This is a genomic window from Pantoea sp. C1E2, from assembly GCF_056491465.1.
Genome location: NZ_JBSZHT010000004.1, coordinates 155,209 through 167,546 on the forward strand (window position 1 = coordinate 155,209; position 12,338 = coordinate 167,546).

The following is a 12,338-nucleotide window of genomic DNA, read 5'->3' on the forward strand; positions in this document are numbered from 1 at the left end:
CATTTTATTTCTCACCTTTCGACTATTCTGAGATTAAAAAACAGCCGCCATATAAAAATGTCGTAAAAATTTCGCTGCCAGGCGTAAAAATGCAGGTCACAAAACCACCACCCGCTATTAACCGTTCGAGTAAACAGGTATGTTCGCCGTCATAGACACAGCCATCGCCGTTCCACGCTGATAAGAAACAGGAAAAATATGAGTCAGACCGAGAAACAATCTCTGCCTGCTGGCATGTTGGCTGCCGCAGGGATCGTGTTTGGTGATATCGGTACCAGTCCGCTTTACACCCTGAAAGAGTGCCTGTCGATCCTGCCAGATGGCTCGATCTCAACCACCGCTGTGATGGGTTTTCTGTCACTGATTTTCTGGGCGTTAACCCTGATTGTTACCCTGAAATACGTCTGCTTTGTGATGCGCGCCGACCACGATGGTGAAGGCGGTATTTTGACGCTGATGTCGCTGGCTCGCCGTAATGTCGGTCCGAAGATTGGCCACATCATCATCCTGGCTGGTTTGACGGGTGGCGCATTCTTTTACGGTGATGGCATCATCACGCCGGCGATTTCAGTGCTCTCCGCCATTGAAGGTATTGAAGTGGTTTCTCCGCATCTCGACAAATATGTGGTGCCGCTGGCCGTGCTGATCCTTTCCCTGTTGTTCATCATTCAAAAACACGGAACGGAAAAAGTCAGTAAGGTGTTTGGGCCGGTGATGTTTATCTGGTTTGTTTCGATTGGCTTACTGGGCATTCGCGGCATCGCACTCAATCCCACAGTATTGCAGGCGCTTAATCCCAGCTATGCTCTGACCTTTTTACTGACACATGAAGCTCTCGCCTTTGCCGCGATGGGCATGGTGGTGCTGGCCGTCACCGGTGCTGAAGCGCTGTATGCGGATATGGGGCATCTCGGCAAAGCGCCGATTCGCCTGGCGTGGCTGGTGATTGCCATGCCAGCACTGGTACTGAATTACTTCGGCCAGGGGGCGCTGGTGATTGCGGATGCAAAGGCGGTCAACAACCCATTCTTTAATCTCGCACCGGGTTGGGGACAGATTCCACTGATTGTGCTGTCAACGCTCGCCACGGTGATCGCGGCGCAGTCGGTGATCACCGGCGTCTATACGCTGACGCATCAGGCGATACGTCAGGGTTTTCTGCCACCCATGCGCATTGTGTTCACCTCTCATACTGAGTCTGGCCAGATCTACATTCCGGTGGTGAACTGGCTGCTGTTTGTGGCGGTAACGGTGATTGTGCTGGCGTTCCGTCAGTCGTCCGCCCTCTCCTCCGCTTACGGTATTGTGGTGACCGGCACCATGGTGATCACCGCCTGTCTGGCCGGCGTGGTAGCGCTGCGTAACTGGAAATGGCCACTGCCGCTGGCGGTGATATTCCTGCTGTGTATGCTGACCATCGATGTGCCGTTGTTTGCAGCCAACCTGATGAAACTGCTGTCAGGCGGTTGGGTACCGGTACTGATGGCGCTGACCATGATGGGATTGATGCTGATCTGGAGCACCGAGCGTAATCGGTTAATCAAGAAATTGAATAACGATCCGGAAAGTCTGCAGGCGCTGGTTAAATCACTGGAAACCAACCCGCCGAGTCGCGTACCGGGTACCGCCATCTTCCTGGCGCGCAAAGAATTTGAGATCCCGCAGGCGCTGCTACATAACCTCAAGCATAACCGGGTGCTGCATAAACGCGTGGTGTTGCTAAACATCCGCACCACGGATACCCCGCGTGTGCATAATCAGAAGCGCCTCACCATTACCCAACTTTCGCCGTCCTTTTGGCAGGTAACGGCAGCATACGGCTGGCGAGAGGTGCCTTCGATGGCGGAAGTTTTGCACCTGTGCGGGCTTGAAGGTTTTGGCTGTACAGTCAATGAAGCGTCATTCTTTACCTCGCACGACACCCTGGTGATGAAAAAACGCCGCGGACTGGCAAGAATAAAAGGCGGCATCTTTCACTTCTGCCAACGCAATGCGCTGCGTGCGCATGAGCAATTTAATATTCCACCCAATCGGGTTATCGAGTTAGGCGGTCAGCGCGAGTTTTAACAAAATGGGGCGTAAATTACGCTCCATTGCGTTAATTGTGCTGCGACAAATGTAACCAGATGAAAGAATATTCCCGAAAGTTTAACGGAGTTGTGGCTGAACTTTTCTTAACAACTAATTAGCAATTTTAGCTAAAACGCATAACCTCAAAAGGTGTTTATTAAGCCTACCGGCACCGATTACCCGCCGTGCGCAACTGCCGGAATCAATAAACAGACTATCAACAATAAAACGCGTAGCTTTGAAATCGGCTCAGTAGTTTTTTGAGGAGTAAGACCATGAAAGAACTTATTAATGACGTTATCTCAATTTTCACACCGCAAAATGTTCAACCGGTTTTGGTTCGCGCTGATTTAACCCATCGTGAATTATCATCTATTCATCCTGTGGGCTTCACTTCCGTTAGCTGGGCCACCTCAATGGAAGAGCTGACCGATGCGATTGTGAAAAAAACGCTGGCAGCAGGTGCCGTGGGTTATCACATTACCGATGTTGAATCCCATGAGCCGGGCCACGATGGTCAGCATGTGATGGCGGCTACCGCAACCCTGTACCACATCAATAGCAAAGTGGCGTACGGCTAATGTTAACCACCCCTTCGCTGTTGCATTTAAGCCTGCCACTCCCGTGACAGGCTTTTTTCTGCAAAGTACTCAGCGAGAAAATCGATAAACACTTTTATGCGCGGCGATTCAGATGTCCGTTGCGTATACACCGCCCAGATATTCGCCTGCTGGTACCACTGAGGTAAAACATGGACCAACTCGCCGGTTTCAAGATAAGGCGCTACATCCCACGCTGAGCGCAGCGCAATACCGTGTGACTTCAACGCCCAGTTCAAAATGACTTTGCCACTGTTTGACGAATAATGGCTGTTAAGGCGGCACAATACCTGTTGCTCACCGTCAGTCAGCGCCCAATTGCCAAATGAATTGTTCTTTTCATTGATAATAAGGCAGCTGTGATCAATTAAGTCATCCAGTGAATTGACGGCACCTGAACGGGCTAAATATTCAGAGGATGCGCAAAGAACACGTCGATTTGCGGCCAGTTTACGCGCGATATAAGAGTGATTCAGATTATCGCCAACCTGAATATCCACATCGGTACCGGACTGCATCAGATCAATCTCTCGATCGCTCAGAATAAGTTTGATATTTAAAGACGGATGCTGAGAAATAAACGCCGAAATGGCATCAGAAAGGTAGGCCTGACCAAAACCCAGTGAACAGCCGACGGTCAACTCTCCGCTCAATTCACCGCGCCATTGCTGAAAATTGCTCAGAAACGTATCCATCTCCTGCACCACTTGCAACGCGCCTTCCAGCGCTTTCTCACCTTCTGGCGTGAGTCGCATCACGCGGTTGGTGCGAAAAAATAGCCGCGTATCGAGTTGCTTCTCAAGAATGGCAATACGTTTACTGATATACGAGGGAGACTGGCCCAACTCCACGGCAGCACGACCAAAGCCGCCATGGCGCGCCACACTGATAAATACATAGAGATCTTCGACAGAGGGCCAGCCCTGCAGCGGTTTCTGCACGTTTTTTCCGGCAAGCAAAAGCTTCATATCAACACGCGGTTAGCCAACATCGAGCGGTTATAACACAGAATCGAGAAAGCCCTGAAGCTGCGTTAAAAACACCTCCGGGACCTCTTCCTGGGGAGAATGTCCACAAGGCAGCGCATTGCCCTGCACATTGTTGGCTTTGTCCTGCCAGGTGGCAACCACATCGTACAGTTGGCCGACCGTGCCCTTTTCCCCCCACAGCAACTGCAGCGGGCAAACGATGCGTTTGTCGCTATCTTGTGCATCGTGCTCTAAATCCACCGTGGCGGCCGCGCGATAATCTTCACAGACGGCATGGATCATCTCGGGCTGCTGGTAACAACGCAGATAATCATTGAACACTGCTTCTGAAGTTGCACCCGGTGTTTTGAGCTGACCCTCAATATGTTTCCGCAGAAAGAAAGCCGGATCCTGGCCGATCATCGTCTCGGGCAGTGGATAAGGCTGAATCAGGAAGAACCACCAGAAATAGCGCGTGGCAAAGTCTTTGTTGGTCTGTGCATACATGGTGGCAGTCGGGGCAATATCGACGAAAGTGCAGCAGGCCACTTGTTCCGGATGGTCGAGCGCCAGACGATGTCCCACCCGCGCACCGCGATCGTGCCCGACAAACGCGACGCGCGACAATCCCAGCGCATCAATCAACAGGCTAATATCATCGGCCATGGCGCGTTTAGAATAGGCCAAATGTCGTTCATCGCTGGCGGGTTTATCGCTGTCGCCGTAGCCGCGCAGATCGGGCAGGATCACCTGATACTTCTCTGCCAGTTGCGGAGCGATTTTACGCCACGCCAGATGGTTTTGTGGATGACCGTGCAACATCAGCAGTGGCGTACCTTCGCCGCCCATCGCCACGCGCAGCGTAATACCGTTGGCCAGTGTCACTTCTTTTAAGGCAAAACCCTCGATAAACGGCGATGCGCCGCAATCCTTAATCCCAGTCATGCTGTTTGTCCTTTAACCCGCTGCAGCCAGGGGCGCTGCGCAAAGTGCCGATGTTCAAACTGCGCAATGTCAGACTCGTATTGTAGCGTCCAGTCAACCGCACTGCCGCCGCCCATTAACATCTCACGTTTGAGCGCGCTCACCTCAAAATGAAACACCTGCTGGTTGCAGGCGATGGTCTTATCTTCCAGCGAAACCGTAATCGAATTGTGCTCAGCATCAGCGGTGGCCACGCTGAGCTGCTGATAGGCTTCTTCACTCAGCGTCAGCGTCAATACGCCGTTGCGCTGGCAGTTATCGTCGAAGATGCCGGCAAAGCTGGTGCCGATGATGGCGCGGATGCCCAGCTGATTCAGTCCCCACACCGCATGTTCGCGGCTGGAGCCACAGCCAAAGTTGGGTCCCACCAGCAAGAATGCCGCATTTTTTCCCGCAGGCTGATTGAGGATAAACGCGGGGTTCGCGCTACCGTCGGGTAAAAATCGCAGGTCAAAGAACACTCCGCGATCTAATCCCTGGCGATCGATGCCCTTCAGAAACTGTTTTGGCATGATCACATCAGTATCAATGTTGGCGGCCGGCAAATGGGCAATGCGTCCGGTGATGCTGTTAAAGGCGTCCATGTTAAACCTCTGCTGTCTTGAAGTTACGTACATCCACCAGATGACCGGCCACCGCAGCGGCGGCGACCATCGCCGGACTCATTAAATGAGTGCGCGCGCCCGCACCCTGACGGCCGGCGAAATTGCGGTTGGTGCCTGAAGCACAGCGGTCACCGGGTTCAAGCACATCTTCATTCATCGCCAGACACATGGAACACCCCGACTGCCGCCACTCAAATCCTGCATTAATGAAAATACCTGCTAAGCCTTCAGATTCCGCCTGCAGGCGCACCTGCGTAGAACCCGGCACGATAATCCCGCGCACGTGTCGGGCTATTTTACGGTCGCCAATCACCGCGGCGGCGGCGCGCAAATCTTCGATTCTGCCGTTGGTGCAGGAGCCAATAAAGGCATGAGTGATGGCGATGTCAGACAAGCGCATACCAGGTTCCAGCCCCATGTATTTCAGTGCAGCTTGCATGGCCTGCTGTTTGATCAAATCGGGTTCCTGCTGAGGATCGGGTACGCTATCCCCGATAGCACAAGTTTGATCCGGGCTGATGCCCCAGGTCACTTTAGGTTCGAGATCGCTGCAATCCAGCTCAATCGCACGGTCGAATTTAGCCCCGGTATCACTGCGCAAAGTCTTCCATTCGCCCTTTGCCTGTTCCCACACTACGCCTGTTGGCATTTGCGGTTTGCCCTGGATGTAGGCGAATACCTTTTCATCTGGCGCGATAATCGCTCCGCGTGCACCGGCTTCGACAGCCATATTGCACAGCGTCATGCGCCCTTCCATACTCAGCGCGTCAATCGCAGGGCCGTCAAACTCGATGGCATAACCAGTTGCTCCTGATGCGCCGATATCTTCAATCAGCGCCAGAATGATGTCTTTCGCCGAACAGCCGTAAGGCAGTTCTCCCGTCACCGTGACTCGCATTGTTTTTAGCGTGCGATAAATCAGGGTTTGCGTGGCGAGCAGATGTTCAATTTCTGACGTTCCGATGCCGAAACCCAACGCGCCAAATGCGCCATAGGTGGTGGTGTGGCTGTCACCGGCGGCGATCACCATACCGGGCATGACCAGCCCTTGCTCATGCGCGACCACATGTTCGATGCCTTGGCGCGGGTCCATGACATCAAACAGTTCGATACCAAAATGCGCGGAATTTTGACGGAAGTAATCCACCTGCAGCTGCCCGCCTGCATCGGTCATCGCGTCATCACGCTCAGGACGCGTAGGATTAACGTGATCGACATTGAGCAGAATGGTTGCCGGATGACGCACCGGACGTTGATGCTCCCGTAGTCCGCTAAACGCCTGCGGACTGGTGTATTCGTTGAGTATTGACCGATCAATATAGAGCAGCACATGCCCTTCATCGTCTAACTGACGTACCACATGCTGTTCGATCAGTTTTTCATACAGTGTTTTGCTAGCCATGCGATTGCCCACATAAAAGTATTAACAAGTCATTAGAGACTCTAAGGTAATACAGTTGTGGTTCAGACAATGAACACAGTACGTGAAGTGATGGTTTATGAAATGTGTTGTATGGGCGACCTCAATGCCGCCCTTAAGGGTATGACGCTACTGCAAACGCTCGAAGCGATAAGGGGCGGGATCGATAAGCGGCGTATGCCCGGTCATCAAATCTGCGGCTAGCTGTCCGGCCGCGGGTGATGTCCCAAAACCATGACCGGAAAAACCAGTGGCCAGCGTCAGCCCCGGCATCGAGGCGACAGGACCGATCACCGGATTCGAATCCGGTGTAACATCTATCACGCCAGCCCATGACTCTGCCATCTCTGCCTGCTGGAACACCGGCCACGCTGCGCGCAGATTGCGCATCGCTTCCTGGTTCAGTGCTGGATTGGCAAGAGGATCCAGCGTGCGGACCTGCTCAAAGGGTGAACGCCGATCGCTGCGCCAGCGACGGGCCAGCGCAATATCCTTCACAAAGTATTTGCCCAATGAAATACGCAGGTTGTCTCGCGCCTGACGCAGCTGAGGCATATAACGTGTGCCGATCAATAGATGATCAAGCGTTATTGGCGCATCCAGCGCACCGCGTTGAGTGATGATAAAGCCACCGTCCTGGTGTTTTCGGAATGAAAAATCAGGGGCGCCCACGGCGATATTGGCCGGGCCTTCCAGCGGTTTGGTGCGCATCACCGAGCAAATCAGCGGCAGCGTTGGCAGACTAATACTGTGATTACCAAGGAAACGACGCGACCAGGCACCTGCCGCCAGCAACACCTGGTCACAACGTATCTCACCGCGCTCAGTCATTACGCCACTTACCTTACCGCTGCTGGTGACCAGTCCACGCACCGCACAGTGATCCATGATAATCGCCCCCCTGGCGATGGCGGCATTCGCTATCGCGCTGGCGGCTAGCGTCGGTTCTGCCCGCCCGTCAGAAGCGGTGTAAATCCCGCCCGCCCATTTCTCCGCGCCGCCTGGCACCTGCGCTGCAATTTGCGCGTGGCTTAGCAAGCGCGTATCCAGACCAGCGGCGCTGACCCCGCTTAACCATTTTTCATGCAGGGCCATCTGTTGCTCGTTGCGTGCCACAAACATAATGCCAGCCTGACGATAGCCTACATCGCTGCCAACCCGCGCGGCCATCCCCGCCCACAGGCGGTCAGCGGCCTGCGCCAGCGGGATATCCTCCAGCGCACGACTGGTTTTACGGATCCAGCCGAGATTGCGAGAAGACTGTTCGCCCGCAATTCGCCCTTTTTCCAACACCACGACTGGAATATTGCGCTCCGCCAGCGTCAGTGCAGCGGTCAGCCCTACAATCCCGCCGCCAATAATTACCACCGTGGTGGCATCCGGCAACGTTTGCGAAGGCGTAACCGGAGAAATAACAGGTGCCATAGCGCATCTCCCGCCCTTAAAGGGCTACGGTAATTTCCTGAACCTGAGCGTTACCGGCACCGCGATAGGCCGTGACTTCCAGTTCAACTTTATAAACGGTCGATCCCAGCGGCGGGCAAGTGACTGTCGAGGCGGGATTAACTCCGCGGAACTTCTCACCAATGATGGCCATCACCGCAGGTACATCCGCCGGATCCTGAATAAACACGCGCGAGCACACCACATCCTGTAACGAGGCATCAATGGCTGCCAGCGCGGCTTCGATATTGGCAAACACCTGCAAAGTCTGCTCGCGCAGGTCTTCGGGAATTTCTTTGGTCTGTGGGTTGCGACCGGCGGTGTTGGAGACATAAATCCAGTTATCCACGGCCACGATGCGCGAATAACTCGCCTGCTCTTCAAATTTCGAACCGGTTTTTACTTTAATGATGTTGGTCATGATGTTTTCTCAATTAATAAATGAATTAGCTTAAAACCGGTGATTCCCACAGGTTAAGTTTGACGCCGATGCCTTTTTCCAGTGCGTTGCGATACAGCACCGTGCCCCAGGCCACATCTTCCACCGGCATACCACCGACAGACATGATGATGATTTCGCTATCGTTTTGGCGGCCCGGCGCCTCGCCGGCGACGATCTTGCCGATATCCTCCAGCTGCTCCGCCTGCAGCTGCCCTTCAGCGACCATATCCATAAAACGCACACCGATAATCGGCACGCAGTGATGCGCGGGCTTGGGCACCTCATCAAACCAGGCGTGATACAGACCGGTGTTATCCAGCACCTTGCGCACATCGGGTTGTTCCATGCCTTCATCGATATTGCACAGCGCGGGCATGGCGAGGAAGGCGCCCGGCTTCACCCATTCACGTTTCACCAGCGGATAAGTGGTGGGATCACCGACTTCACCCGAGCTGCAATAAGTGACAATGTCACTGTCGCGTACCACCGCTTCCAGCGTATCGACAATCTCCACCTGCTTAATTTGCGGGTAGGTCTCCTGCACCCAGGTGAGGAAGTTATCGAGGCTGCGCTGACCGCGTCCTTTGACTTTGATGGTGTCAATCTGCGGGCACACAGCAATAAATGCCGCCACCGCGGTTTTTCCCATCACGCCCGGTCCAAGCAGACCGATCACCCGGGAATCCTTACGTGCCAGATGACGTGCGCCGACGCCCGGTACCGCACCTGTGCGATAAGCCGACAGCAGATTGGCTGACATATGCGCCAGCGGTGCGCCGGTGTCCGCATCATTGAGGGTGAACATTAGAATCGAGCGTGGCAGCCCTTTCTCGCGGTTGGCGATGTTGGAGCCATACCACTTAACCCCAGCGGTGCCGAAATTGCCGCCAAGGTAGGCAGGCATCGCCATCATGCGGCGATCGGCAGTGGGTTTTGGCATCGTCGGGAACGGCGAATCTTCCGGGAACGTCACCATTGCGCCGTGTGAGTCATTATTGGATCCGGCCATGCGATAGTCGCCGTGATACAACAGGCCAAACATCTCTTCCATGGTATCGACACAGGCGGCCATATCGGTCACGCCCGCACGAATCATGTCTTGCTCCGACAGGTAAATAAAATCAATCCGGGTTGAATCACTCATTAGTCGCCTCTTCAATCAGTCTTTTGGTCTATTTCCCGCTGTAGCGAGCACTGCCATAAATAGCGATTTCACTGGCTAAAACCGTCTTAGGTGTCGATGGTCTTCGCTGCGTGAAATAGAAATAGCCTGTTGATTGTCCTGCTGTATTGAATATTTGCGACATGAGGAATACTCGGCGTGGCACAGCACTTGCATCATTCAAAAGGTAAATAGCCCGCAGCGGAGCCCGCCATGACACAATTACCTTTATATCGCCACAATGGATTTCAGCCCGAGCAGCCGTGGTTTGTGCTAAATGCTGCGCAGCATTACTCTCTGATTGCTTCAGACAATCCGGCTATCTCCCATTTCTACAGTTTTGATGTGGCGCAGAGTGCCAACATGACGCTGGCAATTCCCGACGGCTGCGTGGATATTGTGTTTGATTGTGATGCGCAGCGCCCTGCTGCACGCGTGTGTGGCACCACGCTGGAAGCGCGCGGTGCCGATATGCAGCATAATCATCACTATTTTGGTGTGCGCTTCGCGCCAGGCATCATTCCTGATTTCCTCGATGTGATGGCAGAAGAGATTCCCGATCGCGAGTTCAATTTCCTCGATGTGGTGCCGGATGCGCGACTAGCCTTTGAACAGATCGTGCAGACGCGCGATTTTTCGCAGCAGATTGCCTTGTTCAACGCTTGTTTCACGCCGCGCCTGGTGCGCAAAGCTTCCGCCGTAACCTCATTGATCATCCACACCATGCGCCAGCAGAAAGGCAACATTCGCGTTGATCAACTGGAAGCGCTGACCGGCTACACCTGCCGCACCATTCAACGCCAGTTTCGCCAGGACACGGGGATGTCTCCCAAGGCTTTCAGCCGTATTTTGCGCTGCCAGTCGGCGCTGGGCAGCATTCATCTGCAGCAGGAAATGTCGTTTAGCGACCTTGCTTTTGATCTTGGATTTAGCGATCAGTCGCACTTTCTACGCGAGTTTAAAAAATTTGTTAGCACCACGCCCTGTGATTATCAGCGCCGTATTTCACATGATGCCTATTTCCATCGTTTGCGTTTCCACTGAGCACTAAAAGAGTGCAGCGTTGCACTGTGACGCTGTCCGATTTTTTCTATCCGTCAGATACTCAGCTGAGAAATGATGCCGCTATGTTACCTGCCTCAGGCGGCAAAGATTGCCTGAGAACTTTCTCTTAGCGGTTGAGGGCTTTGGCGATGAATACGGATTCCGGCTTACGCAAAAATACGTTGGGTTTGTTTTCTCTGGTCTTTTTTGTCGTTGCGGCAGCCTCGCCGCTGACAGGCGTGGTGGGCGGCTTGCCGGTGGCGATTATTTCTGGCAACGGCGGTGGCATCCCGGTGTTTTATATTCTCTCGTGCATTATTTTGATGTTATTCGCCGTGGGCTTTATTGCCATGAGCCGCCATGTGAATAATGCGGGAGCCTTTTATACCTATATCTCTAAAGGGATGGGTGAAAACTGGGGCGCCTCCGCGTCAGTTTTAGCGCTGATGGCGTATATCTCCATCCAGATTGCCATCGTGGCGATGCTGGGATTCTTTACGCAGCTGTTTATTGAAGAACACTTTTCTGCCCATATTCCCTGGTGGGCATTGAGCATGCTATTTGTGCTGGTGTGTTGGGTATTGAGCATCAACCGTGTCGAGGTCGGTGGCAAATTACTCGGTATATTAATGCTGGCGGAAGTGGCCATTGTGTTACTCACCGACGTGATGCTATTGATCAAAAAAGTCGGTCCATACAGCTTCCAATCGTTTGAGCCGTCGGTGTTTATGCAGGGCAACCTCGGCATCGCCTTTATTTTCACCATCGCGGCGTTCATCGGTTTTGAATCCACCGCCATATATGCGGAGGAGTGCCGTGACCCACACAAAACTGTGCCGCGTGCCACGGTATGCGCCCTGTTGCTGATCACGGCATTTTTCTGTTTCACCAGTTGGTCACTGGTGCAGGCATACGGTTTTGATCAGATTGTTGCGATTGCCAGCAAAGATCCCGGTAACTTCGTGTTTAACATTACACGGCAATATGTTGGGCAGTGGGCCGTCGAAACCATGTCGGTATTGCTCATCACCAGTTTATTTGCGGCGGCGCTGGCGTTTCATAACAATATTTCACGTTATTTGTTCAGCATTAGCCGCGATGGTTTGATCTGGAAAGAGTTGTGTAAAACCCATCCCACCAACGGCACGCCGCACAACGCCAGTCACGTTCACAGCGTGATCATGCTGATGCTGCTGGCAGGTATGGGCAGCGCGGGTCTTGACCCGATGGTGCACATCTTCGCCATTGGTTCTGCCGTCGCCACACTGTGTATTTTGATTTTACAACTGGGCGTCTCCGCTGCCGTGGTGCTGTTCTTCCGTCGGATGGACAATAACGAAAATCAATTCACCGTATTCTGGGCACCGTTGCTGTCAATGGTGTGCATGAGCGTGACAATTATTTTGGTGGTCAACAATCTGCAATCCTTAAGCGGCAGCGATTCCAGCGTGGTTAAGATGATTCCCTGGTTCATTGCTGGCTGCGCATTGATGGGATACGGCATGTCGCTTAAACGCAATTTTAAGGTGCGCGCTTAGTCATTGCTATGGTGCGCAGAAATGCGCACCTATTGATGATGTGAATAAAACACCCATCGCTAA

Annotated in this window: 11 protein-coding genes; 4 read left to right on the forward strand and 7 right to left on the reverse strand. The window is 53.3% G+C overall.

What is annotated here, in order from left to right; genetic code table 11:
* Nucleotides 1–198: 198 nt before the first annotated feature.
* Together kup and ACXI0A_RS22165 are read left to right on the forward strand one after the other, a co-directional pair.
* Nucleotides 199–2,067 carry a low affinity potassium transporter Kup gene (kup, locus tag ACXI0A_RS22160; protein WP_476147108.1) on the forward strand — a complete coding sequence of 623 codons (1,869 nt, stop codon included), beginning with the start codon at nt 199–201 and terminating at the stop codon, nt 2,065–2,067.
* Nucleotides 2,068–2,345: 278 nt separating this feature from the next.
* Nucleotides 2,346–2,651, forward strand: coding sequence for a YdgH/BhsA/McbA family protein (locus ACXI0A_RS22165; protein ID WP_034823979.1), 306 nt, complete (start codon nt 2,346–2,348; stop codon nt 2,649–2,651).
* Between the two features lie 26 nt (nt 2,652–2,677).
* Here the strand turns inward: ACXI0A_RS22165 and ACXI0A_RS22170 are convergent, their stop codons facing one another.
* The 7 genes from ACXI0A_RS22170 to ACXI0A_RS22200 all read right to left on the reverse strand — a co-directional run bounded on the left by ACXI0A_RS22170 (nt 2,678) and on the right by ACXI0A_RS22200 (nt 9,675).
* A complete protein-coding gene (locus ACXI0A_RS22170) occupies nt 2,678–3,637 on the reverse strand; it encodes a LysR substrate-binding domain-containing protein (protein ID WP_476147107.1) in 960 nt (319 codons plus the stop codon).
* A gap of 30 nt (nt 3,638–3,667) precedes the next feature.
* Nucleotides 3,668–4,582: an alpha/beta fold hydrolase gene (locus ACXI0A_RS22175; protein ID WP_476147106.1), complete on the reverse strand. Its 915-nt coding sequence runs from the start codon at nt 4,580–4,582 to the stop codon at nt 3,668–3,670.
* On the reverse strand, nt 4,579–5,205 hold the full coding sequence (gene leuD, locus ACXI0A_RS22180; RefSeq protein WP_224933173.1) for a 3-isopropylmalate dehydratase small subunit: 627 nt from the start codon (nt 5,203–5,205) through the stop codon (nt 4,579–4,581). The genes ACXI0A_RS22175 and leuD overlap by 4 nt, the downstream gene beginning before the upstream one ends.
* A gap of 1 nt (nt 5,206) precedes the next feature.
* Nucleotides 5,207–6,628: a 3-isopropylmalate dehydratase large subunit gene (leuC, locus tag ACXI0A_RS22185; protein ID WP_476147105.1), complete on the reverse strand. Its 1,422-nt coding sequence runs from the start codon at nt 6,626–6,628 to the stop codon at nt 5,207–5,209.
* Between the two features lie 147 nt (nt 6,629–6,775).
* Nucleotides 6,776–8,071: an FAD-dependent oxidoreductase gene (locus ACXI0A_RS22190; protein ID WP_476147104.1), complete on the reverse strand. Its 1,296-nt coding sequence runs from the start codon at nt 8,069–8,071 to the stop codon at nt 6,776–6,778.
* Nucleotides 8,072–8,087: 16 nt separating this feature from the next.
* Complete coding sequence (locus tag ACXI0A_RS22195; RefSeq protein ID WP_224933170.1) at nt 8,088–8,510, reverse strand: RidA family protein; 423 nt, start codon at nt 8,508–8,510, stop codon at nt 8,088–8,090.
* A gap of 25 nt (nt 8,511–8,535) precedes the next feature.
* Complete coding sequence (locus ACXI0A_RS22200; RefSeq protein ID WP_476147103.1) at nt 8,536–9,675, reverse strand: tyramine oxidase subunit B; 1,140 nt, start codon at nt 9,673–9,675, stop codon at nt 8,536–8,538.
* 231 nt (nt 9,676–9,906) lie between these two features.
* Between ACXI0A_RS22200 and ACXI0A_RS22205 the strand changes: the two genes are divergently transcribed.
* Nucleotides 9,907–10,737, forward strand: a complete 831-nt coding sequence (locus ACXI0A_RS22205; protein ID WP_476147102.1) for a helix-turn-helix domain-containing protein — start codon at nt 9,907–9,909, stop codon at nt 10,735–10,737.
* 149 nt (nt 10,738–10,886) lie between these two features.
* Entirely contained in the window at nt 10,887–12,275 is a 1,389-nt protein-coding gene (locus tag ACXI0A_RS22210; RefSeq protein WP_476147101.1) for an APC family permease, read from the forward strand.
* Nucleotides 12,276–12,338: the final 63 nt, after the last annotated feature.